Source organism: Klebsiella sp. 1SOBk5mer (assembly GCF_046603115.1).
Classification (GTDB): domain Bacteria; phylum Pseudomonadota; class Gammaproteobacteria; order Enterobacterales; family Enterobacteriaceae; genus Klebsiella; species Klebsiella quasipneumoniae.
In genome coordinates this window covers 560,691-584,359 of the sequence record NZ_JBKIUU010000002.1, presented here as the reverse complement: position 1 = coordinate 584,359, position 23,669 = coordinate 560,691, and the positions used below count along the sequence as shown (strand labels likewise).

The window sequence follows — 23,669 nt, the reverse complement described above, 5'->3', positions numbered from 1 at the left end:
TCAGGCTCCTCGGGAAATGACAATCACCACCAGCACCGCCAGCTCAACCAGCGCCATTGCGCGCAGCAGCGCCGGCGCCGAGGCCGATTGCCAGCCCGGCACCAGACGCACCGGGTTCAGCCAGTGACGTAGCTTCAGCAGCGGCGCAAAGGCCTCTTTCACCGGCATGGCGAAACCGTGGGCGGTGACCACCATCGACTGTTCGTGATCGTAGCCGCAGACCCAGGCCGCGCCGCGCGAGCGCGCCGCCAGGCGATCGCCTTTAAAGAAGATCATCAGCAGGAACGGCAGCAGCGGGCAGGCGATAAGCAGCAGCGCGATCATCGGCTGCGACACCACGCTCGACACCTGGGCCTGCAGCGGGAAGGCGCCGCTCACCAGCGGCAGCAGCCACGGCGCGGCGATGCCGCCAACGAGGCAGAAGACCGCCGCCATGACCACGCTCAGGGTCATCAGCCAGGGGGCGCAGGTGGCGTTTTCCGCCTCTTTGCTCCGCGGCGCGCCGAGGAAGGTGACACCATAGACTTTGGCCATACACATCACCGCCAGCGCGCCGGTGATCGCCAGGCCCACCGCCAGCAGCGGCCCCAGCAGACGGCCAATAAACAGGTCGCTGGTGCTCATTTTGAAGAAGGACTGGTAGATGACCCACTCGCCGGCGAAGCCGTTCAGCGGCGGCAAGGCCGCCATCGCCATCAGCCCCACCAGCATGGCGAGGGAGATCAGCGGCATTTTTTTACCGATGCCGCCCAGCTTCTCGATATCGCGATGGCCGGTGCGGAACCACACCGCCCCGGCGCCGAGGAACAGCGTAGTTTTGAACAGGCTGTGGTTAATCAGGTGATACATGCCGCCGATGAAGCCCAGCACCATCAGCGTGCTGTTGCGGGTGGCCACGCCGGTAACGAAGGCGCCCAGCCCCAGCAGGATGATGCCGATATTCTCCAGGGTGTGATAGGCCAGCAGGCGCTGAATGTTATGCTCCATCAACGCATACAGCCCGCCGATGAAGGCGGTGATCATCCCCAGCACCAGCAGCATCACGCCCCACCACAGCGGCGGCACGCCGCCGGCCAGCGAAACGGTTAACATGCCGTACAGACCGACCTTCATGACCACAGTGGAAAACAGCGCGGCGGCCGGCGCGCTGGCTCCGGCGTGAGCCTGCGGCGCCCAGCCGTGCAGCGGGATCGCCCCCGCCAGCAGGGCGAATCCCGCCAGCCCCGGCAGCCACAGCAGCGGGTTCTGCATCATATCCACCGCCTGGAGATTGATCTGCGCCAGCTCGAGGGTGCCGTAGGTCGACCACACCAGCCAGCAGGTCCATGCCATCAACAGCGTGCCGAGACGACCCAGCGCAAACCACAGCTTACCGGAGGCGGCGCAGCCGGTGAGAAACGCCGCGCAGAGCGCCATGATCTCCGCCATCACCACCAGCGAACCGATGTTGGTCACCACCACCGCGCAGGTGGCGGCGGCCAGCAGCAGGTTGACCAGCAGGCCGTTGGCCTTCACCTGCGGGTGGCGATGCCAGCTAATGTTAAACAGCGACACCGGCAGCGCCGACAGGCCGATGGCCAGCAGCCACAGGGCATTGACGCCGCCCACCCGCATCGTCAGATGGAGAAACTGCAGCATGCCGCCGTGGATCCGATCCGGCATCAGCAGCGCGGCGCCGCCGGCAACCACCAGCATAGCGCTGGCCACCGCGCCGCCAATCCCGGCAATGGCGCCGCTGAGCGGTTTACGCATGGCAAACACAAAGGCCAGCACGGCGCTGGAGGCGTACCACGTCACCGCCTGATTGACTAATCCAATTACACTCATTCCCTCTCCCCCTGTTGCGCCTGGAACAACGACAAGTCGCCAAGGTCGGTATTAAAGGTCAGCTGGCGTTTACGCTTGCTGGCCTGGGCGATATCACGGCTATCCACCAGCATCAGCGCTTTGGTCGGACAGGTCCGCACGCAGGCCGGGCCCTGGTCATCGAAGTGGCAGAGGTCGCATTTCACGGCAATGGCGCGCACGCCCGGCACCCAGTCGAGCAGCGAGCTGACGCGGGCCGGCGCCGGCGGCGCGGGGGGCGCCAGCCGGGTATTGGCATTGGCCGGAATATCCAGCGGACGGCTGCCGGAAAATTCGATCGCGCCAAACGGGCAGGCGATGCCGCACAGTTTGCAGCTTACGCACAGGCTCTCGTTGAGCTGGACGGCGCCATCGACGCGCTGGATGGCGTTTACCGGGCAGACAGCGGCGCAGGGGGCGTCTTCGCAGTGGTGGCACATCTGCGGTGCCGATTCTTTTTCATTACGCATCACCTGCAGCCGCGGCATAGCCTGCAGGCCGTGCTGGCGATGCGTCTCAGAGCAGGCGGCTTCGCAGGTGCGGCAGCCGATACAGACAGTGGAGTCAGCAATTACAAAACGGTTCACCGGGTCATCCTCGGGTGAAAGTCACTTTTGACGAAATCAGGTTGCGCAGGTGTCATTTTCGACACGTGTCGACACCTTGCGATCAGTGGGTCAGGGCCAGATGGCTTAAGTCCACCGGTTGGTCTTGCTCCATGGCGTCGTACAGACGGTCATAGACGGTGGCGATAATCGCCAGATAATGCTCCAGCACCTGGTCGCGGGAGCGGTTGCTGATCCGCCCGTCCACCGTGCCATCCGCGGCGAGCGTGGCCTGAGCAATCAGATACTTATCACCGCCGCCTTTGTTTTCGACGTAGTATTCGATGGTGTGGCTGTTGAAGCCTTCCGCCAGGGCGACGAACACCTGAAAATGGCCGAACAGCACGAAGCACAGCTCTTTGTCCGGCGCGCAGCTCATCGCGTGATGCAGGCGGGCTTTCGACAGGGTGATCCCCTGAACCAGCGAGTTACAGTAGATATGCCACTGCTCCTGCTGCTGCCGGTGACGGTCGGCGATGTAATCCGCCTTTTCACTTATTTCCCAAATAGTCATATCGGTTTCTCCGTAGCATGAGATGCACCGTCTAAGCATTTTCCGTGCCACATTTTATTTATTTGATTTAATTATGTTTTTATATTTATTCCCTGCCGACGCGACATGTCGATGACAGCCCCGGCGCGTCGTCATCGACATTTCCTGCCGCCACGAGTCTTTTCTGGCACCGTTATTGCATAAAAGGCGCATCGCGATACGGAGGCGACTATGCACGAAATCACCCTCAGCCAGCGGGCGCTGGAAATTATTGAACAACAGGCGCAGCAGGCCGGCGCGCGGCGGGTGACCGGCGTGTGGCTTAAGGTGGGGGCATTTTCCTGCGTGGAAGCCAGCGCCCTGACCTTCTGCTTTGAGCTGGTCTGCCGCGGCACGCTGGCGGAGGGGTGCGAACTGCATATCGCCGAACAACAGGCTGAATGCTGGTGCGAACGCTGTCAGCAGTACGTCCATCTTGTCTCGCAGCACGTCCGCCGCTGCCCGCACTGCAACAACGACCAGCTACAGATCGTGGCGGATGACGGCTTACAGATTCAGCGTTTAGAATTGGAGTAAATTATGTGTACAACATGCGGCTGTGGAGAAGGCAACCTCTATATTGAAGGAGACGAACGAAACCCGCATTCCGCGTTCCGCAGCGCCCCCTTCGCGCCCGCCCCACGCCAGACGATGACCATCACCGGCGTAAAAACCGACCACTTCGCCCCCACCCGCACGACAGAGGGCGATCTGCATTACGGCCATGGTGAAGCGGGGACTCACGCCCCGGGCCAGAGCCAGCGGCGCATGCTGGAAGTGGAAATCGACGTGCTGGATAAAAACAACCGTCTGGCGGCGCGCAACCGCGCGCGCTTTGCGGCGAAGCAGCAGCTGGTGCTGAATCTGGTTTCCAGCCCCGGCTCCGGCAAAACCACCCTGCTCACCGAAACCCTCACCCGGCTGAAAGGGCGTGCCGACTGCGCAGTGATTGAAGGCGACCAGCAAACGGTCAATGACGCCGCCCGCATTCGCGCCACCGGCACCCCGGCGATTCAGGTCAACACCGGGAAAGGCTGCCATCTCGACGCCCAGATGATCGCCGACGCCGCTCCGCGCCTGCCGCTGGCTGACCACGGCATTCTGTTTATTGAAAACGTCGGCAACCTGGTCTGCCCGGCGAGCTTTGATCTCGGCGAACGCCATAAGGTGGCGGTGCTGTCGGTCACGGAAGGCGAAGACAAGCCGCTGAAGTATCCGCATATGTTCGCCGCCGCCAGCCTGATGCTGCTCAACAAGGTCGACCTGCTGCCGTATCTCAATTTCGACGTCGAGAAGTGCCTGGCCTGCGCCCGCGAGGTCAATCCGCATATTGACATTATCCTCCTCTCCGCCACCAGCGGCGAAGGCATGGATCAGTGGCTCACCTGGCTGGAGACGCAGCGATGTGCATAGGCATTCCGGGACAAATTTGCGCCATCGACGGCGTGCTGGCGAAGGTGGAAGTCTGCGGCATTCAGCGCGACGTCGACCTGACGCTGGTGGGCGCCGTTGACGAGCAGGGCCAGCCGCGTCTCGGCCAGTGGGTGCTGGTGCACGTCGGCTTCGCCATGAGCGTGATTAATGAAGCCGAAGCCCGCGACACTCTCGAAGCGCTGCAAAATATGTTTGACGTAGAGCCGGACGTCGGCGCCCTGCTGTACGGCGAGGAGCGATAATGCGTTACGTTGACGAATACCGCGCCCCTGAGCAGGTCATGCAGTTGGTGGCCCATCTTCAGCAGCGTGCCCATCTGCTGCCGCACACCGCCGCGCGACCGCTGCGCATCATGGAGGTCTGCGGCGGTCATACCCATGCCATTTTTAAGTTCGGTCTCGACCAGCTGTTGCCGGAGAATATCGAATTTATTCATGGGCCCGGCTGCCCGGTGTGCGTCCTGCCGATGGGGCGCATCGACGCCTGCATTGAGATTGCCAGTCGTCCGGGGGTTATCTTCTGTACCTTCGGCGACGCCATGCGCGTTCCGGGCAAAAACGGCTCACTGCTGCAGGCGAAAGCCCGCGGCGCCGATATCCGCATCGTTTATTCGCCGATGGACGCCCTGCGGCTGGCGCAGCAAAACCCGCAGCGTGAAGTGGTCTTTTTCGGTCTCGGTTTCGAAACCACCATGCCCGCCACCGCCCTCACCCTGCGTCAGGCGCGGGAGCGCAACGTCGATAACTTCTTCTTTTTCTGCCAGCACATCACCCTGCTGCCGACCCTGCGCAGTCTGCTGGACCAGCCTGACAACGGTATCGACGCCTTTCTCGCCCCCGGCCACGTCAGTATGGTGATCGGCACCGAAGCCTACGGCTTTATCGCCAGCGACTATCATCGCCCGTTAGTGGTCGCCGGTTTCGAACCTCTTGATCTACTGCAAGGCGCGGTGATGCTGGTTGAGCAGACAATAGCGCAGCGTAGCGAGGTGGAAAATCAGTACCGCCGCGTAGTGCCGGATGCCGGCAACCCGCTGGCGCAGGCGGCGATGGCCGACGTGTTTCGCCTTGATGGCGACAGCGAATGGCGCGGTCTGGGGGTCATCAGCGACTCCGGCGTGCACCTCACGCCGGCCTATCAGCGCTTCGATGCCGAGGCCCATTTCCGCCCGGCGCCGCAGCGCGTGTGTGACGACCCGCGCGCCCGCTGCGGCGAGGTGTTGACCGGCCGCTGTAAACCGCACCAGTGCCCGCTCTTCGCCAGCACCTGCAATCCGCAAAGCGCCTTTGGCGCGCTGATGGTCTCCTCGGAAGGGGCCTGCGCCGCCTGGTATCAATATCGCAGTCAGGAATATGAAGCATGAAAAGCGTCCAGTTAGCCCACGGTAGCGGCGGTCAGGCAATGCAGCAGCTGATCGGCGACCTGTTTATGCAGGCTTTCGCCAACCCCTGGCTGGCGGAGCAGGAGGATCAGGCGCGTCTCGATCTGGCGGCGCTTGCCGCCCAGGGGGATCGTCTCGCCTTCTCCACCGACAGCTATGTGATTGACCCGCTGTTCTTTCCCGGCGGCAATATCGGCAAGCTGGCCGTCTGCGGTACCGCCAACGATGTGGCGGTCAGCGGCGCCATCCCCCGCTATCTTTCCTGCGGGTTTATTCTCGAAGAGGGGCTGGAGATGGCTACCCTGGAAGCGGTGGTCGCCAGCATGGCCGATACCGCCCGGGCGGCAGGGATCGCTATCGTTACCGGCGACACCAAAGTGGTGCCGCGCGGCGCGGCGGATAAGCTGTTTATTAACACCGCCGGCATCGGCGCCATCCCGGCAGACGTTCACTGGGGGACGCAGCAGATCAGCGCCGGCGATGTGCTGCTGGTCAGCGGCACGCTGGGGGATCATGGCGCCACCATCCTTAATCTGCGCGAGCAGATGGGGCTCGACGGCGCGCTGTCCAGCGACTGCGCGGTGCTGACGCCGCTGATCCAAACCCTGCGGCCGCTGCGCGGCGTCAAAGCCCTGCGCGACGCCACCCGCGGCGGCGTCAACGCCGTCGCCCATGAGTTCGCCGCCGCCAGCGGCTGCGGCATTGAACTGCACGAGGCGAAGCTGCCGGTCAACGACACCGTGCGCGGAGTCTGCGAGCTGCTCGGGCTGGACGCCCTGAACTTCGCCAATGAAGGCAAGCTGGTGATCGCCGTCGCCCGCGAAGAAGCGGAAAACGTGCTGGCGCATATACGGTCTCACGCCCTGGGACGCGAGGCGGCGATAATCGGCGAGGTGGTCGCCCGCCCGGGCGTGCGTTCCGTCGGGCTGTACGGCGTGAAGCGGACGCTCGATCTTCCCCACGCCGAGCCGCTGCCGAGAATTTGTTAACCACGGCGTCGGGTCCCGGATAGCGGCTGGCGCCTTATCCAGGCTACAACACGGCGCGCACATGTAGCCTGGCTAAGCGCAGCGCGAGCCGGGAAAAGCCAGCATGATTATCCCGCCCAAACCAGCGGGCGCCCACGGATGGGTTAAAGCGGCAATAACCGCTTTATTAACATACTATTATTTGTACCATCATTTTCTTATGCGCCGCGTTGCCGGCGCGTTTTGGATGTAAGCCATGTCGTATACACCGATGAGCGATCTCGGCCAGCAGGGTCTGTTTGATATCACCCGGCTTTTATTACAGCAGCCCGATCTGGCTGCGCTGAGCGAAACCCTGACCCGCCTGGTGCAACAGTCCGCACTGGCCGACGAAGCGGCCATTATCCTGTGGAACGCAGGCAACCACCGCGCGGCCAGATACGCCTGCGATGAGGCAGGCCAGCCGGTGAGCTATGAAGATGAAACCGTGCTCGCCCACGGACCAGTGCGCCGCTTACTCTCCCGGCCGGATGCCCTGCATTGCGATCATGAGACCTTTGCCGACACCTGGCCGCAGCTTATCCGCAGCGGGATCTATCGCCCGTTCGGGTACTACTCGCTGCTGCCGCTGGCGGCCGACGGGCGGATCTTCGGCGGTTGCGAATTTCTGCGCCGTGACAACCGGCCATGGAGCGAGAAAGAGTTCCAGCGGCTGCATACCTTCGCGCAGATCGTCGCCGTCGTCAGCGAGCAGATTCAGAACCGGGTCAGCAACAACGTCGATTACGATCTGCTGTGCCACGAGCGCGACAACTTCCGCATTCTGGTGGCGATCACCAACGCGGTCCTCTCACGTCTGGATATCGACGAGCTGGTCAGCGAGGTGGCGAAAGAGATCCATCGCTACTTCCGGATCGACGCCATCAGCGTGGTGCTGCGCAGCAACCGCAAAGGGAAGCTCAACATCTATTCCACGCACTATCTCGATGCCAGCCATCCGGTTCACGACCAGAGCGAGGTAGATGAAGCGGGCACCCTCACCGAGCGCGTGTTCAAAAGCAAAGAGATGCTGCTGCTTAATCTGCACGAGCATGACACCCTCGCGCCGTACGAGAAGATGCTCTTCGAAATGTGGGGCAACAAGATCCAGACCCTGTGCCTGCTGCCGCTGATGTCCGGCAACACCCTCCTCGGGGTGCTGAAGCTGGCGCAATGCGACGAACAGGTGTTTACCACCACCAATCTCAAGCTGCTGCGGCAGATCGCCGAGCGGGTGTCGATCGCTATCGATAACGCCCTCGCCTACCGTGAAATTCAGCGCCTGAAAGAGCGGCTGGTGGATGAGAACCTCGCCCTCACCGAGCAGCTCAACAATGTCGAGAGCGAATTCGGGGAGATCATCGGCCGCAGCGAGGCGATGAACAATGTGCTCAAGCAGGTCGAGATGGTGGCCCACAGCGACAGCACCGTGCTGATCCTCGGCGAAACCGGCACCGGCAAAGAGCTTATCGCCCGCGCCATTCATAACCTCAGCGGACGAAACAGTCGGCGGATGGTGAAGATGAACTGCGCCGCGATGCCCGCCGGACTGCTGGAGAGCGATCTGTTCGGCCACGAACGCGGAGCGTTCACCGGGGCCAGCGCCCAGCGTATCGGCCGCTTCGAACTGGCGGACAAAAGCTCCCTGTTCCTTGATGAAGTGGGCGATATGCCGCTGGAGCTGCAGCCCAAACTGCTGCGCGTTCTCCAGGAGCAGGAGTTCGAGCGCCTGGGGAGCAACAAGCTGATCCAGACCGACGTCCGACTGATCGCCGCCACCAACCGCGATCTCAAGCAGATGGTTATCGACAGGGAATTTCGCAGCGACCTCTACTACCGGCTCAACGTGTTCCCGATCCACCTGCCGCCGCTGCGCGAGCGCCCCGACGATATCCCGCTGCTGGTGAAGGCCTTTACCTTCAAAATCGCCCGCCGCATGGGACGCAATATCGACAGCATTCCGGCGGAGACCCTGCGTACCCTGACGCGCATGGAGTGGCCGGGCAACGTGCGCGAGCTGGAAAACGTCATCGAACGGGCGGTGCTGCTGACCCGCGGCAACGTGCTGCAGCTCTCCCTGCCGGAGCGGGATATCGTCGAGCCTCCGCGGTCGCCAGAGGTCCTGCCTGAGGAAGGCGAAGATGAATATCAGCTGATCGTCCGGGTGCTGAAGGAGAGCAACGGCGTGGTGGCCGGGCCGAAGGGCGCCGCCCAGCGGCTGGGGCTGAAGCGCACCACGCTCCTGTCGCGCATGAAGCGGCTGGGCATTAATAAAGACGAGCTGGTGTAGCCTCGCCTGCTATTTATTTATCATCGCAGGTGTTGCTGGCCGGGCAAGGCGTCGCCGCCACCCAGCACACACGCAGCACTTCCCCCCGAAGACGCCCGGCTTGCGAGCCGGTAAACCGAATACCGCATGTCACCCGGGTCAGCACAATGCAGCCCGGGTTAATTTAAATCCCCGTGACAAAATCGTTCTCGCTCTAATCATTACCCACGCATGCAAATAAGAATCATTTTCATTTATAAATAGCTTGTGCTATATAACATAGCAATGGCTATAAACGCTGGGAAATTAACCACATCATTGCGAGGGATCCTATGCTGCACCTGACACCGCTGAAATCATTGCTGCTGGCCAGCGCGCTGGCCCTGTTGGCCGCGGCGCCGGCCTCGGCGCAGGAGAAATTCAGGGTTATCACCACCTTCACGGTTATCGCCGATATGGCGCAGAACGTGGCCGGCGATGCCGCCGTCGTCAGCTCCATCACCAAACCGGGCGCGGAGATCCACGACTACCAGCCTACCCCCGGCGATATCAAACGCGCGCAGGGGGCGCAGCTGATCCTCAGCAACGGTCTCAATCTCGAACGGTGGTTTGCCCGCTTTTATCAGCACCTGCAGGGCGTCCCGGAGGTGGTGGTCAGCGAGGGGATCCAGCCGATGGGCATCAGCGCAGGCCCCTATAGCGGGAAGCCCAATCCCCATGCCTGGATGTCGGCAGATAACGCCCTGATCTATGTCGATAATATTCGCGATGCTCTGGTGAAATACGATCCGCCTCACGCCGACACCTATCGCCGCAACGCCGAGGCCTATAAAGAGAAGATCCGCCAGACGATGGCGCCGCTGCAGGCCAGACTGGCGCAGCTGCCGACGGATAAGCGCTGGCTGGTCACCAGCGAGGGAGCCTTCTCCTATCTGGCCCGCGACTATGGCCTGCGCGAACTGTATCTGTGGCCGATTAACGCCGACCAGCAGGGCACGCCGCAACAGGTGCGCAAGGTTATCGACACCATGAAGAAAGAACAGATCCCGACCATCTTCAGCGAAAGCACCATCTCCGATAAACCGGCGCGTCAGGTGGCGCGCGAAGCCGGCGCCCACTACGGCGGCGTGCTGTATGTCGATTCGCTGAGCGCCGCCGACGGCCCGGTGCCGACCTGGCTCGACCTGCTGCGCGTCACCACCGAAACCATCGTCAACGGTATCCAGGACGGGATGAGGAAACAGCCATGAATACTGCGCAAGCGGGTCTGTATGTCGACCAGCTCACCGTCACCTGGCGCAACGGCCACACCGCCCTGCGCGACGCCTCGTTCAGCGTACCGCGCGGCGCCATTGCCGCGCTGGTGGGGGTTAACGGCTCGGGTAAATCCACACTGTTTAAAGCGCTGATGGGCTTTGTGCGCGTCGGTCACGGCGAGATCGCCATCCTCGGCCAGCCGGTCAACCGCGCGCTGCGCCAGAACCTGGTCGCCTATGTCCCGCAGTCGGAAGAGGTGGACTGGTCCTTCCCGGTGCTGGTGGAGGATGTGGTGATGATGGGCCGCTACGGCCATATGGGCTGGCTGCGGCGGGCAAAGCCGCGCGATCGCGAGATTGTCGATGCCGCGCTGGCCCGCGTGGGCATGAGCGAGTACCGCCATCGGCAAATTGGCGAGCTCTCCGGCGGGCAGAAAAAGCGCGTCTTCCTTGCCCGCGCCATCGCTCAGCAGGGACAGGTGATCCTGCTGGATGAGCCTTTTACCGGCGTCGATGTGCAGACCGAAGCGCGGATCATCAGCCTGCTGCGCGAGCTCCGCGATGAGGGCTGTACCATGCTGGTCTCCACCCATAATCTCGGGTCCGTAAGTGAATTTTGCGATTACACAGTGATGGTAAAAGGCACCGTGCTGGCCAGCGGCCCGACAGAAACCACCTTCACCGCCGAGAATCTGGAGCGGGCTTTCAGCGGCGTACTGCGCCACGTCTCGCTCACCGGTACGGAAGCGCAGATTATCACCGATGACGAGCGGCCGTTTATCAGCCGGCGCGCGGCGGGAGGCCCACGATGAGCTGGCTGCTGGAGCCGTTTGGCTATCACTATATGCTCAATGCGATGTGGGTGGCGGCGCTGGTGGGCGGCGTCTGCGCCTTTCTCTCCTGCTACCTGATGCTGAAGGGCTGGTCGCTGATTGGCGACGCCCTTTCCCACTCGATTGTGCCCGGCGTCGCCGGGGCCTATATGCTCGGCCTGCCGTTTGCCCTCGGCGCGTTTCTCTCCGGCGGCCTGGCGGCGGGCAGTATGCTGTTTTTGCAGCAGCGGTCGCGGCTGAAAGAGGATGCGATTATCGGCCTGATCTTCTCCTCCTTCTTCGGGATCGGGCTGTTTATGGTGTCGCTGAACCCGACGTCGGTGAATATCCAGACGATTATCCTCGGCAATATTCTGGCCATCGCCCCGGAGGATATTATCCAGCTGGCGGCGATCGGCTTTATCTCGATGGCGATCCTGCTGTTGAAGTGGAAAGATCTGATGGTGACCTTCTTCGATGAGCACCACGCCCGCTCGATTGGTCTGAACACCCGCGGCCTGAAGCTGCTGTTCTTTACCCTGCTGGCGGCCTGCACCGTAGCGGCGCTGCAGACCGTCGGCGCCTTTCTGGTTATCTGCCTGGTGGTCACCCCCGGCGCCACCGCCTGGCTGTTAACCGACCGCTTCCCGCGCCTGCTGGCCATCGCCGTCGCCATCGGCAGCCTGACCAGCTTCTTCGGCGCCTGGCTCAGTTACTACCTCGACGGCGCCACCGGCGGCATTATCGTGGTGGCGCAAACGCTGCTGTTCCTCATCACCTTTATCTTCGCGCCGAAGCATGGCCTGTTGGCCAACCGTCGCCGCGCCGGGGAGGCCGCATGCTGAATCTGATCCTGGCCCCGTTCCAGTTTCCTTTTATGGTCAACGCGATAACAGTATCGATGGTCGTTGCCGTGCCCTGCGCGCTGCTGTCGGTCTTTCTGGTGCTCAAAGGCTGGGCGCTGATGGGCGACGCCATGAGCCACGCGGTCTTTCCCGGCGTGGTGCTGGCCTACATTATCGGCATCCCCTTCGCCATCGGCGCGTTTATCGCTGGGCTGCTCTGCGCCGTGACGACCGGTTTTCTCGACGACAACAGCCGCCTCAAACGCGATACCATCATGGGAATTGTCTTCTCCGGCATGTTTGGCGCCGGGCTGGTGCTGTACGTAGCGATCCAGTCCGACGTCCATCTCGACCATATTCTGTTCGGCGATATGCTCGGGATCTCCCTCAGCGATATTGGACAAACGGCGGCTATCGCGCTGATGATTGCGCTGATTATCGGGCTGAAATGGCGGGATTTTTTGCTGCACGTCTTCGATCCGACGCAGGCCAAAGCCAGCGGCCTGCGCGGCGGACTGCTGCACTACGGCATGCTGTGCATGATCGCCCTGACCATCGTCGCGACGCTGCAGTCGGTAGGGATTATTCTGTCGATTTCGCTGCTGATTGCCCCCGGGGCGATTGCGCTCCTGCTGGTACGGCGCTTTATCCACGCCCTGCTGCTGGCGGTGGCGGTAGCGGTCTGCTGCTCGGCGGGAGGGGTGTGGCTGGCGTTTTATCTCGATAGCGCGCCGGCGCCGACTATCGTGGTGCTGTTCAGCGCGCTGTTTGTGGTCGCCTTTGTGACAAGCACGATCCGGGATAGTCAGAAACAGAAGGCTTCATCACCCATCCCCGGTGGCGGCTAACGCCTTACCGGGGCTGCGCTTGTCCCCCGGCTGCGCGCAGCCCAGGCCGGGGAAAGGCCGCTATTTTTTCGGTCGATATTTTTCCGGCAGCGGCGGCACCGGCCGCCTGTCATCCAGCAGATGGCGAAGGGTCAGGATCGGGTGGCGCCAGAGCATTCGTGGCCCGGCCCAGCGCATAATCTGCTTCATCTCTTCGCGCTTCGCCGGCTGATAGCAGTGTACCGGACACTGCTTGCAGGCCGGTTTATTGTCGCCAAACACGCACTTATCAAGCCGCTTGTCGGCGTAGGCGTTCAGCGCCTGATAGTGCTCGCCGTCGTCGCGGGCATCCGGACAGCGGCGCTGATAAAGCCCAATCATCCGACCGATCGTCTGCTTTTCACGTTCGATGCGTTTGCCCACCGTCAACTTCCCTCCCCACAAAAAGATGCATCAATAATACACCTTTTAAACGGGCCACGCAGCCGCTTTCCTAATGATTAGGTCGGGTTAGCGGGTTTATCAACATGCCCCAATGCTTTTTCCGGGAAGCAGACATCGCGCACCCGGCGTTTCAGCTCTGCCGCATCCGGAAAGCCGCCATCCTGCTTGCGCTCCCAGATCTGCTGGCCGTCGATATCGATAGTAAAGATCCCGCCGGTGCCCGGCACCAGCGTCACCGAGGCGATATCGGTGCTGAAGGTGTGTAACAGCTCCTGCGCCATCCAGCTGGCGCGCAGCATCCAGTTGCACTGGGAACAATAGGTGATGGTGATAGCCGCTTTTGAATTCATCGTCATCTCGCTCAGGCTGAAAGGGCACAGTGTAAACAAAGTGCAGTTTAAATGAGGAATACATGAATATTTTGTTGCAAACGATAATACCTATCATTACCATTCGCAATCAACAAATGGAGTAAGACCCTATCCGCAACGGAAAAGACGGAGCAACCTGCAACTCTGGAAGTAACGCGTGAGCCGATACTAATAACGATCAAGGCGTGGCGACTATGTACAAATCGACTCCGTCAGCAGCAGGGTGTAAAAAACGCTTGCTGGTGACCTCTTTGCTTGCAGCAATTTATCAAACTTCTGCCGTCGCAGCAGGCACTTCCGCCATCGGCGGCGAGGCGGTGGATGACACCTCGGAACAAATGACCGTCACCGCTCCCGCGCCGGCGCAAAAAGCCGGTAACGAGCACAGCATCAGCGCCCGGGAGCTGGAGGACAAAGGCGCTAACGATTTCGGCTCGATCATGCGCTATGAACCGCTCATCAGCGCCACCGGGGCCAGCGGCGGCTCCGGCAACGGCAAAAGCGGCTTCGACCGCGGGGGCTACACCGGCTACAACATTCGCGGCATGGAGAGCAACCGCGTCGGTATCGACGTGGACGGTATCGCCCAGCCCAACGCCACCGGCCGCGGCTACGTCGGCCGCTCGGGGCTCAATACCTTCGGCATCGGCCGCGATTATATCGACCCGTATATGTACGGCAGCGTGGATATCCAGTCCGGCGCCACCTCGACGGAAACGGTCAACAGCGCCATCGGAGGGAATGTCTCCTTCCGCCCGAAATCGGCGGATGATTACCTGCGCCCGGGCAAAACCAGCGCCTTCGGCTATCGCAGCGGCTACGACTCCGCGGATCGCAGCTGGCACAACGGGGTGACCGTCGCCGCCGGCGATGAGTTCCTGCGCGGCATTTTGGTCTACAGCCGCCGCGACGGCCAGGAAACCGAAAATAACAGCGGCACCGTCGACGCCTACCCGGCGAACTGGCACTCCGATGCCTTTCTGGCCTCCGGGATCTGGCAGCCCAACGACGAGCACAAGCTAACCAGCACCTTCGACTATTACCACAAAACCAACCACACCCACTACGATACCTGGGATTCCAGCGGCAACAGCACCATCGGCACCGCCAACCAGACCAGCCAGACCCGACGCTGGGGCCTGAGCCTGAAGGATGACTGGACGCCGATGAATGACTACCTCGACAGCGTCTCCAGTAAAATCTATTACCAGCATACCGAAGCCCATGACTGGACGTATATGCCGGACAGCGTCACCCGCAGGATGCAGACGGTGAACTCCAACTACGACACCGACACCTGGGGCCTGCAGACCGCGCTGGCGAAAACCCTGGGCCGCCACGATCTGAGCGCCGGCTTCAACGCCAGCACCAGCAAAACCCAGCGGCCCTTCAGCCAGTCGCCGATCCCCAGCGTTTACAGCGAGATCATGCAGCCGGAGGCGGACAGCCGCAGCTACACTCTCGGCGGCTTTGTCCAGGATAAGATCAACTTCGACCTTGATAGCCACAACTTCGCCATTATTCCCGGCGTGCGCGTGGTGCATCAATCGACGAAGCCGGAAAATCTGTCCGACCTTGCCGCCAACAGCAGCGCGCTGACCGAATCGTCAGTAGCGAATCTGTACGGTAAAAACAGCGATACCCAGGTTCTGCCGTCGTTGACCTTCCAGTACGACCTCACCCCGCGCCTGATGACCTACCTGCAGTACCAGCGCGGCGCGCAGTTCCCCAACGCCAGCCAGCTGTATGGATCCTGGAACCTTGGGTCCAGCTACGCCGGTAGCCAGCAGTATGCCCTGATCGGCAATACCGATCTGAAGACGGAAACCAGCGATAATCTCGAGTGGGGGCTGAAGGGGGAAGTTACCGAAGGCATCACCCTGCGCACAGCGCTGTTCTACAACAGCTATAAGAACTTTATCGCCTATACCCGCTATACCCGGGCGAATAATCCGGGCCAGTTCACTAACGTGCCGTCGAACATCTACACCATTTATCAGGCGGAAAACCGCGATAAAGCCTATATCTACGGCGGTGAGATCAGCACCAAATTTAACTTTGGCACCTGGTATGAGCAGGTGAACGGCCTGAGCGCCACCCTCGCCCTCGGCTATAGCGAAGGGAAATCGAAATCCAGCTACAGCGGCGATAAATACGTCGACCTCGACAGCGTAGCGCCGATGAAAGCTATCGTCGGCGTGGCGTGGGACGATCCGGCGAAACGCTACGGCACCGCCCTGACGGCGACCTTCGTCAAGGGGAAACAGGCGACCGCCACCAACCGCGAAAGCTACAGCAACAGCGGGTCCGCCATCGCCGATGCCAGCAGCGACTATATGCGCGTGCCGGGCTACGGCATGCTGGACTGGACCGCGTACTGGCAGGTAGCGAAAAACGTGCGCCTCAATGGCGGGGTCTACAACCTCACCGATCGTAAATACTGGGATTACCTGAGCAGCCGCAATATCGAGACCGGCACCAACCAGGACGCCAATGATAAAGCGCTGGCGGTCATGCCGGGCCGCACCTGGCAGCTTGGGGTCAACGTCGACTTCTGATTGCCCGAATAACAACTCACCTGCCCCGGCCCGCCGGCCGGGGATATTGAACATTGAGAAGGATATGATTATGCCCAATGCCCACCCCGATCTGTGGCAGCGCTACCAGGCCACCAAAGCGTCCAGCACCGCGAAATATGCCCGCGATATCGCCGCGGAAATGGGGATCAGCGAAGCCGAGCTGACCGCCGCCCGCCTCGGTCACGGTGCCGTGCGCCTGATCGATGACGCCCGGGCGCTGATTGCCGCCCTGGAGCGCGTCGGTGAAACCAAATGCATTTGCCGCAATGAGTATGCCGTCCATGAGCAGGTCGGCCAGTTCACGCACCAGCACCTCAGCGGCCACGCCGGGCTGGTGCTGAACCCGCGCGCGCTCGATCTGCGTCTGTTCCTCAGCCAGTGGGCCAGCGCCTTCCATTTGAACGATAACGGTCGCCAGAGCATTCAGTTTTTCGACCACCACGGCGACGCCCTGCTGAAAGTCTATGCGACCACGCAGGCCGACATGGCGGCCTGGGACACCCTGATCGAAGAACATCGGGTGGCGGCCCCGGCGCCGCTGGCCCTGCGCCCGCTGGAGCCGGTGAAATATGCCGAGAGCGCCGACGGCGCCGCCCTGGAGAACGACTGGCGCGCGATGACCGACGTACACCAGTTCTTCGGTCTGCTGCGTAAATATCAGCTTTCCCGCCAGCAGGCCTTCCGCCTGGTGAACGACGACCTCGCCTGCCGCGTTGATCGCCATGCGCTGCCAGCGTTACTGGAGACGGTGCGCCAGGAGGGCAATGAAATCATGATCTTCGTCGGCAATCGCGGCTGCGTGCAGATCTTCACCGGCGCCCTGGAAAAGCTGGCTCCCATGCGCGGCTGGCTGAATATCTTCAATACCACCTTTACCCTGCATCTGCGTGAAGAGAGCCTCGATGAAGTGTGGGTGACCCGTAAGCCGACCTCAGACGGACACGTCACCAGCGTCGAGCTGTTCGCCAAAGACGGCACCCAGATCGCCCAGCTCTATGGCCAGCGCAGCGAGGGCCACCCCGAGCAGGCGCAATGGCGCCAGCAGGTGGATCGTCTGACCCGCGAAGGACTGCCCGCATGATGCGCTGGTTACTGCTTCTCATCGCCTTCCCGTTGCTGAGCCACGCCGCTGTGGAGCGGCTCGTCACCCTCGGCGGCGATGTCACTGAGATCGTCTATGCCCTTGGCGCGCAACAGAGCCTGGTCGCCCGGGACAGCACCAGCAGCTGGCCCCCGGCGGCGCAAAAGCTGCCGGATGTCGGCTACCTGCGGCAGCTGAACGCCGAGGGGATCCTCGCGTTACGCCCGCAGCTGGTATTAGCGAGCGCCCAGGCACAGCCCTCGCTGGTTTTACACAAGGTGCAGGCGAGCGGCGTAAAGGTGGTTAACGTGCCGGGCGGCGAAAGCCTGGCCGCGATCGATAGCAAAGTGGCCGTCATTGCCGAAGCGTTAGGCAAAACCCCGGCGGGCGACGCGCTGCGCCAGCAGCTTCAGCAGCAGATCGCCGCCATTCCAACGCAGCCGATTGCCAGGCGGGTGCTGTTTATTCTCAGCCACGGCGGAATGAATACCCTGGTGGCCGGGCAACGCACCGCGGCCGATGGCGCCATTCACGCCGCCGGGCTGCAGAACGCGATGCAGGGCTTCGACCACTATCGGGCGATGTCGCAGGAGGGGGTGGCCGCCAGCCAGGCGGATCTGGTGGTGATCTCCGCCGATGGTCTCAAAGGGATGGGCGGCGAAGCCGGGCTGTGGAGACTGCCCGGCCTGGCGCAGACCCCGGCGGGGCGTCATAAACAGCTGCTGACGATCGACGATATGGCCCTGCTCGGCTTCGGGCCGCGCACCCCGCAGGCGATTATCGCGCTGCGTGAAAAAGCGGAGCATCTGCCCTGATGCGCCCTGCCCTCGCCCGCCGTTTGCTGTTGATGACGCTGCTGCTGGTCCTGCTGACGCTGTTCGCCACCACCCTTGGCGCGATGCGTTTGCCGCTGGCCAGCCTGCTGCCCGCCGGGGATGAGATGCTGCGCCACATCTGGCTGACCATCCGTCTGCCGCGGGTGCTGCTGGCCCTGCTGGTAGGCGCGGCGCTGGCCCTCTCCGGCTGCGTGATGCAGGGGCTGTTTCGCAACCCGCTTGCCGACCCGGGCCTGCTGGGCATCAGCAGCGGCGCCGCGCTGGCGGTGGCCAGCTGGCTGGTGCTCCCGCTCTCCGCAACGGGGCTGATCGCCCTGTATATGCCGATGCTGGCGGCGTTTATCGGCAGCCTGGCGGTGATGGTGGTGATTTTTATCCTCAGCCGGGCGGAGGAGGGGTCGCTGTCGCGCCTGCTGCTGGTGGGGATCGCCATCAACGCGCTGTGCGGGGCGCTGGTCGGCGTGCTGGCCTGGCTGAGCAACGACGCCCAGCTGCGCCAGCTGTCGCTGTGGGGCATGGGCAGCCTGGGCCAGGCCGAGTGGCCGACCCTGTTGGTGGCTGCGACCCTGATCATCCCGGCGGCGCTGGCGGTGTGGTGGATGGCCTCCCGCCTGAATTTGCTGCAGCTCGGCGATGAAGAAGCGCACTATCTCGGGGTCAACGTGCGGGCGCTGCAGCGCTGGCTGCTGCTGTGCAGCGCGGTGCTGGTGGCCGCGGCGGTGGCCATCAGCGGCGTCATCGGCTTTATTGGCCTGGTGGTGCCGCACCTGATGCGCCTGTGGCTGGGGCCGGACCATCGCGGGCTGATCCCCGGCTCGCTGCTGGCCGGCGCGATCCTGCTTCTGCTGGCCGACACCCTGGCCCGCACCGTGGCGGCGCCGGCGGAGATACCGGTCGGTCTGCTCACCAGCCTGCTGGGCGCCCCCTGGTTTCTGTGGCTGGTCTTTCGTCGGGAGAACCCCAAACATGGCTAATGAATATTGCGCGCAGGGGCTGGCGCTTCGCCTCGGCCAGCGGCAGATTATCGACAACATCTCCGTCGCGCTGCGCGGCGGCGAGATGACGGCGCTTATCGGGCCGAACGGCGCTGGCAAATCCACCCTGCTGCGGCTGCTGACCGGGTACCTGACCCCGGATAGCGGTACCCGCCGTCTGGCGGGCACGCCGCTGGAGGCGTGGTCACCCGAGGCGCTGGCGCGCCGGCGGGCGGTCATGCTACAGCGTACGGCCCTGCAGGCCGACTGGACGGTGGAAACGGTCATCGCCATGGGGCGCTCGCCGTGGGGCCCGACCGCGGACCCGGCGGAGCTGGCGGCGGTAATGGCCGTCACCGGCTGCGATGACCTTGCCGGCCGCCGCTATCCCGCCCTTTCCGGCGGCGAGCAGCAGCGGGTGCAGCTCGCCCGCTGTCTGGCGCAGCTGTGGCGCGACGGCGCGCCGCAGGGCTGGCTGTTTCTCGATGAGCCCACCTCGGCGCTGGACCTTTACTATCAACAGCATCTGCTGCGCTTGCTCAAACGGCTCACCGCCGGCGGGCAACTGCACGTGTGCGTGGTGCTGCATGACCTTAACCTCGCCGCCCTGTGGGCCGACCGCATCCTGCTGCTTCACCAGGGCCGCCTGGTCGCCCAGGGGACGCCGCAGGAGGTGATCCAGCAGTCGGTTATCCATCGCTGGTACGGGGCGGATGTCCGTCTCGGCCAGCATCCAGACAACGCGGCCCCCCAGGTCTATCTGGCGCCGTAACCCCCGCGCGGCGCAACTGGAATCCGGATCGCGCCGCGCGCGTTCGGTATTACACCGCAAAAGCTGATGAGCATTATACTTTCATATCTATCAGCGTTCCCTTTTGAGGGTCCCCATGAGCCGATACACAGTTGCTGGCAGCGAAGGCCAGTATGAGAAAAATTCAGGTGAACGGGTTTTGGCTAATAAACTCGGGATTGCTGACGCAAATGAGATGGATAGCGTAGAACTGGTACTGCTGGAACAACTTTATCGCTCGGTTTTTGAGGAACACTTTCCAACCGGATTGCTCAGCGTCAATATCCTGAAAAAGTGGCATTATCGCTGGTTAGGCAATATCTATGCATGGGCAGGCCAGGAAAGAACGGTCAATATCAGCAAAGGCGATTTTATGTTCGCCCCTTCAACACAGCTGGCTAAACTGCTAAACGATTTTGATAAGAAATACCTTGCTCATTATACGCCTTGTTCAGGCATGAGTGAATTGCAGCTCACAGAAGCTATCGCAGTCACACATGTTGAATTGATCCTCATCCATCCATTCAGAGAGGGTAACGGGCGTTTATCACGATTATTAGCTGATGTGATGGCGGTGCAGGCTGGCTATAAACCGCTGAATTATCAAAGCTGGGAACAAAACAAAACCCAGTATATATCGGCTATCCATGCAGGTTTGACTCTGGACTATCGACCGATGAAACACTGGGTCAGTATGGCCTTAAGAAGGGATTAGGCAAGACGAAGATGCGCATATTTTTTGCGCGCGGCTTCAAGACTCTCTTCAACTCTGGCTGAGGGTTGCCCTGTCTCGACCGCGGTTGATGTCGCAACAGAACGAACGATGTCAGCGCGGGAAGGTCTGGCGTATGTGGCCTGATCTTTTTTGTTGTGACTCATGGCATCTCCCTTTTCATTCACCTGATGGTTTCAGTATATCAAGGATCGTTGCTAACTGCTGCCGTTAAGGCTTATCCAGGGAAATATCGGATAGGGCTTTTTTGAACCGGTAACTGCACATCCTGATGCTGGCTTGTGATGACTCATCCCCCTCTGCAACTGGAATCCGGATCGCGCCGCGCGCGTTCGTCAGTTTCCCTCGCCTGCCCATCTCCGTTATCATGTCTCATCCATGTGATAACGACGAAAACAACAAAATCGCAGCCATTTCAAATCAGGGATCTGGATAACACCCCATGAGCACAATTGACAATCTCGACGCCCACACGCCGATGATGCAGCAGTATCTCAAGCTGAAGGCGCAACATCCTGACATTCTGCTGTTTTACCGGATGGGGGATTTTTACGAGCTGTTTTATGACGATGCGAAACGCGCGTCGCAGCTGCTCGATATCTCGCTGACCAAACGCGGCGCCTCCGCGGGCGAACCCATTCCCATGGCCGGCATCCCCCACCACGCGGTGGAAAACTATCTTGCGAAACTGGTTAATCAGGGCGAGTCGGTAGCTATTTGCGAGCAGATAGGCGACCCGGCCACCACCAAAGGGCCGGTCGAGCGTAAAGTGGTGCGTATCGTCACGCCGGGCACCATCAGCGATGAAGCGCTGCTGCAGGAGCGTCAGGACAACCTGCTGGCCGCCATCTGGCAGGACAGCAAAGGCTTTGGCTACGCGACGCTGGACATCAGCTCCGGCCGCTTCCGCCTGAGCGAACCGGCCGACCGCGAAACCATGGCGGCAGAACTGCAGCGCACTAATCCGGCGGAGCTGCTGTATGCGGAAGATTTTGCCGAATCGTCGCTGATCGAAGGCCGCCGCGGCCTGCGCCGTCGCCCGCTGTGGGAATTTGAAATCGACACCGCGCGCCAGCAGCTTAACCTGCAGTTCGGCACCCGCGATCTGGTCGGCTTCGGCGTGGAAAACGCCCCCCGCGGCCTGTGCGCCGCCGGCTGCCTGCTGCAGTATGTCAAAGACACCCAGCGCACCTCGCTGCCGCATATTCGCTCCATCACCATGGAGCGCCAGCAGGACAGCATCATTATGGATGCCGCCACCCGCCGTAACCTCGAGATCACCCAGAATCTCGCCGGCGGCACCGATAACACTCTGGCCTCGGTACTCGACTGTACGGTGACGCCGATGGGCAGCCGGATGCTCAAGCGCTGGCTGCATATGCCGGTCCGCGATACCGCCGTGCTGGTGGAGCGCCAGCAGACCATCGGCGCGCTGCAGGAGCGCTATACCGAGCTGCAGCCGGTGCTGCGCCAGGTTGGCGATCTGGAACGTATTCTGGCGCGTCTGGCGCTGCGTACCGCCCGTCCACGCGATTTAGCCCGCATGCGTCATGCCCTGCAGCAGTTGCCCCTGCTGCGCGAGCAGCTGGCTGACGTTGACAGTCAGCCGGTGCAAAAATTGCGCGAAAAAATGGGCGAGTTTAGCGAACTGCGCGAACTGCTGGAGCGCGCGGTGATCGACGCCCCGCCGGTGCTGGTCCGCGACGGCGGGGTCATCGCTCCAGGCTACAGCGCAGAGCTGGACGAGTGGCGGGCGCTGGCCGATGGCGCCACCGATTATCTCGATAAGCTGGAGATCCGCGAGCGCGAGCGGCTGGGCCTCGACACCCTGAAGGTCGGCTACAACGCCGTCCACGGCTACTACATCCAGATCAGCCGCGGCCAGAGCCACCTCGCGCCGATCCACTACGTGCGTCGCCAGACGCTGAAAAACGCCGAACGCTATATTATTCCTGAGCTGAAGGAATACGAAGATAAGGTGCTGACCTCCAAGGGCAAAGCGCTGGCGCTGGAAAAGCAGCTTTATGACGAACTGTTCGACCTGCTGCTGCCGCACCTTGCCGACCTGCAGGCGAGCGCCAGCGCGCTGGCCGAGCTGGACGTGCTGGTCAACCTGGCGGAACGCGCGGAAACCCTCAACTACTGCTGCCCGACCTTTAGCGATAAGCCGGGCATTCGCATCAGCGAAGGCCGCCATCCGGTGGTCGAGCAGGTGCTGAAAGAGCCGTTTATCGCCAACCCGCTGCAGCTGGCGCCGCAGCGGCGGATGCTGATCATCACCGGGCCGAACATGGGCGGTAAAAGTACCTATATGCGCCAGACCGCGCTGATTGCGCTGCTGGCCTATATCGGCAGCTACGTCCCGGCGCAGAAGGTGGAGATAGGCCCCATCGATCGCATCTTTACTCGCGTCGGCGCGGCGGATGACCTGGCCAGCGGCCGCTCGACCTTTATGGTGGAGATGACTGAAACCGCCAATATCCTGCACAACGCCACCGAACACAGCCTGGTGCTGATGGATGAGATTGGCCGCGGTACGTCCACCTACGACGGTCTGTCGCTGGCATGGGCCTGTGCGGAAAATCTGGCCAACAAAATCAAGGCGCTGACGCTGTTCGCCACCCACTACTTCGAGCTCACTCAGCTGCCGGAGAAAATGGAAGGCGTCGCCAACGTCCATCTCGACGCGCTGGAGCATGGCGACACCATCGCCTTTATGCACAGCGTGCAGGATGGCGCGGCCAGCAAGAGCTACGGCCTGGCGGTCGCCGCGCTGGCCGGGGTGCCGAAAGAGGTGATCAAGCGCGCGCGGCAGAAACTGCGCGAGCTGGAGAGTATCTCGCCCAACGCGGCGGCAACCCAGGTCGACGGCACGCAGATGTCGCTGCTCGCCGCTCCGGAAGAGACCTCGCCTGCGGTTGAGGCGCTGGAGAATCTTGATCCGGACTCCCTGACCCCGCGTCAGGCGCTGGAGTGGATCTACCGTCTGAAAAGTCTGGTCTAGCGCCCCATTAAGGTGAAAAACGGCAGCGCCGCTCAGCGCTGCCG

General features: G+C 62.0%; 23 protein-coding genes. 17 read left to right on the top strand and 6 right to left on the bottom strand.

Annotated features, from left to right (window positions below; genetic code table 11):
* The 3 genes from hycC to hycA all read right to left on the bottom strand — a co-directional run bounded on the left by hycC (position 1) and on the right by hycA (position 2,964).
* Complete coding sequence (gene hycC, locus ACLH1U_RS08570) at positions 1–1,827, bottom strand: formate hydrogenlyase subunit 3 (protein WP_411299188.1); 1,827 nt, start codon at positions 1,825–1,827, stop codon at positions 1–3.
* Complete coding sequence (locus ACLH1U_RS08565; RefSeq protein WP_023290796.1) at positions 1,824–2,432, bottom strand: 4Fe-4S dicluster domain-containing protein; 609 nt, start codon at positions 2,430–2,432, stop codon at positions 1,824–1,826. Before ACLH1U_RS08565 ends, hycC begins: the two co-directional genes overlap by 4 nt.
* Before the next feature lie 82 nt (positions 2,433–2,514).
* A complete protein-coding gene (hycA, locus tag ACLH1U_RS08560; protein WP_004205645.1) occupies positions 2,515–2,964 on the bottom strand; it encodes a formate hydrogenlyase regulator HycA in 450 nt (149 codons plus the stop codon).
* 210 nt (positions 2,965–3,174) lie between these two features.
* On the opposite strand from hycA, the gene hypA reads away from it, so the two are divergent.
* The 10 genes from hypA to ACLH1U_RS08510 all read left to right on the top strand — a co-directional run bounded on the left by hypA (position 3,175) and on the right by ACLH1U_RS08510 (position 12,834).
* Positions 3,175–3,519, top strand: a complete 345-nt coding sequence (gene hypA / locus ACLH1U_RS08555; RefSeq protein WP_004205644.1) for a hydrogenase maturation nickel metallochaperone HypA — start codon at positions 3,175–3,177, stop codon at positions 3,517–3,519.
* Between the two features lie 3 nt (positions 3,520–3,522).
* Positions 3,523–4,395: a hydrogenase nickel incorporation protein HypB gene (gene hypB, locus ACLH1U_RS08550; protein WP_023290798.1), complete on the top strand. Its 873-nt coding sequence runs from the start codon at positions 3,523–3,525 to the stop codon at positions 4,393–4,395.
* Positions 4,386–4,658, top strand: coding sequence for a HypC/HybG/HupF family hydrogenase formation chaperone (locus ACLH1U_RS08545; protein WP_002914934.1), 273 nt, complete (start codon positions 4,386–4,388; stop codon positions 4,656–4,658). Before hypB ends, ACLH1U_RS08545 begins: the two co-directional genes overlap by 10 nt.
* Complete coding sequence (hypD, locus tag ACLH1U_RS08540; protein WP_121936626.1) at positions 4,658–5,779, top strand: hydrogenase formation protein HypD; 1,122 nt, start codon at positions 4,658–4,660, stop codon at positions 5,777–5,779. The genes ACLH1U_RS08545 and hypD overlap by 1 nt, the downstream gene beginning before the upstream one ends.
* Entirely contained in the window at positions 5,776–6,786 is a 1,011-nt protein-coding gene (gene hypE, locus ACLH1U_RS08535) for a hydrogenase expression/formation protein HypE (RefSeq protein WP_411299187.1), read from the top strand. Before hypD ends, hypE begins: the two co-directional genes overlap by 4 nt.
* A gap of 235 nt (positions 6,787–7,021) precedes the next feature.
* On the top strand, positions 7,022–9,094 hold the full coding sequence (flhA, locus tag ACLH1U_RS08530) for a formate hydrogenlyase transcriptional activator FlhA (protein ID WP_023290801.1): 2,073 nt from the start codon (positions 7,022–7,024) through the stop codon (positions 9,092–9,094).
* A 311-nt stretch (positions 9,095–9,405) separates the two neighbouring features.
* Positions 9,406–10,323: a metal ABC transporter substrate-binding protein gene (locus ACLH1U_RS08525; protein ID WP_117136210.1), complete on the top strand. Its 918-nt coding sequence runs from the start codon at positions 9,406–9,408 to the stop codon at positions 10,321–10,323.
* A complete protein-coding gene (locus ACLH1U_RS08520; protein ID WP_117132717.1) occupies positions 10,320–11,141 on the top strand; it encodes a manganese/iron ABC transporter ATP-binding protein in 822 nt (273 codons plus the stop codon). Before ACLH1U_RS08525 ends, ACLH1U_RS08520 begins: the two co-directional genes overlap by 4 nt.
* Entirely contained in the window at positions 11,138–11,986 is an 849-nt protein-coding gene (sitC, locus tag ACLH1U_RS08515) for an iron/manganese ABC transporter permease subunit SitC (protein ID WP_023290804.1), read from the top strand. Before ACLH1U_RS08520 ends, sitC begins: the two co-directional genes overlap by 4 nt.
* Positions 11,980–12,834: a metal ABC transporter permease gene (locus ACLH1U_RS08510; RefSeq protein ID WP_411299186.1), complete on the top strand. Its 855-nt coding sequence runs from the start codon at positions 11,980–11,982 to the stop codon at positions 12,832–12,834. The genes sitC and ACLH1U_RS08510 overlap by 7 nt, the downstream gene beginning before the upstream one ends.
* A gap of 60 nt (positions 12,835–12,894) precedes the next feature.
* Here the strand turns inward: ACLH1U_RS08510 and ACLH1U_RS08505 are convergent, their stop codons facing one another.
* Positions 12,895–13,236 (bottom strand): nitrous oxide-stimulated promoter family protein, encoded by a 342-nt coding sequence (locus ACLH1U_RS08505; protein ID WP_023290806.1) that lies wholly within the window; start codon positions 13,234–13,236, stop codon positions 12,895–12,897.
* A 77-nt stretch (positions 13,237–13,313) separates the two neighbouring features.
* A complete protein-coding gene (locus ACLH1U_RS08500; protein WP_004205627.1) occupies positions 13,314–13,607 on the bottom strand; it encodes a SelT/SelW/SelH family protein in 294 nt (97 codons plus the stop codon).
* A gap of 215 nt (positions 13,608–13,822) precedes the next feature.
* Between ACLH1U_RS08500 and ACLH1U_RS08495 the strand changes: the two genes are divergently transcribed.
* The 6 genes from ACLH1U_RS08495 to ACLH1U_RS08470 all read left to right on the top strand — a co-directional run bounded on the left by ACLH1U_RS08495 (position 13,823) and on the right by ACLH1U_RS08470 (position 20,603).
* Positions 13,823–16,186, top strand: coding sequence for a TonB-dependent receptor domain-containing protein (locus ACLH1U_RS08495; protein WP_285203352.1), 2,364 nt, complete (start codon positions 13,823–13,825; stop codon positions 16,184–16,186).
* A 70-nt stretch (positions 16,187–16,256) separates the two neighbouring features.
* A complete protein-coding gene (locus tag ACLH1U_RS08490; RefSeq protein WP_411299185.1) occupies positions 16,257–17,288 on the top strand; it encodes a hemin-degrading factor in 1,032 nt (343 codons plus the stop codon).
* Positions 17,285–18,103: a hemin ABC transporter substrate-binding protein gene (locus tag ACLH1U_RS08485; RefSeq protein ID WP_285203355.1), complete on the top strand. Its 819-nt coding sequence runs from the start codon at positions 17,285–17,287 to the stop codon at positions 18,101–18,103. Before ACLH1U_RS08490 ends, ACLH1U_RS08485 begins: the two co-directional genes overlap by 4 nt.
* Complete coding sequence (locus ACLH1U_RS08480) at positions 18,103–19,098, top strand: FecCD family ABC transporter permease (RefSeq protein WP_411299184.1); 996 nt, start codon at positions 18,103–18,105, stop codon at positions 19,096–19,098. Before ACLH1U_RS08485 ends, ACLH1U_RS08480 begins: the two co-directional genes overlap by 1 nt.
* Positions 19,091–19,870 carry a heme ABC transporter ATP-binding protein gene (locus ACLH1U_RS08475; protein WP_060591945.1) on the top strand — a complete coding sequence of 260 codons (780 nt, stop codon included), beginning with the start codon at positions 19,091–19,093 and terminating at the stop codon, positions 19,868–19,870. Before ACLH1U_RS08480 ends, ACLH1U_RS08475 begins: the two co-directional genes overlap by 8 nt.
* 115 nt (positions 19,871–19,985) lie before the next feature.
* A complete protein-coding gene (locus ACLH1U_RS08470) occupies positions 19,986–20,603 on the top strand; it encodes a Fic/DOC family protein (RefSeq protein WP_023290812.1) in 618 nt (205 codons plus the stop codon).
* Here ACLH1U_RS08470 and ACLH1U_RS08465 read toward each other — a convergent pair.
* A complete protein-coding gene (locus ACLH1U_RS08465) occupies positions 20,600–20,767 on the bottom strand; it encodes a hypothetical protein (protein ID WP_162838135.1) in 168 nt (55 codons plus the stop codon). The two genes, ACLH1U_RS08470 and ACLH1U_RS08465, sit on opposite strands and share 4 nt — an antisense overlap.
* 296 nt (positions 20,768–21,063) lie before the next feature.
* On the opposite strand from ACLH1U_RS08465, the gene mutS reads away from it, so the two are divergent.
* On the top strand, positions 21,064–23,625 hold the full coding sequence (gene mutS / locus ACLH1U_RS08460; RefSeq protein ID WP_043520744.1) for a DNA mismatch repair protein MutS: 2,562 nt from the start codon (positions 21,064–21,066) through the stop codon (positions 23,623–23,625).
* Positions 23,626–23,669: the final 44 nt, after the last annotated feature.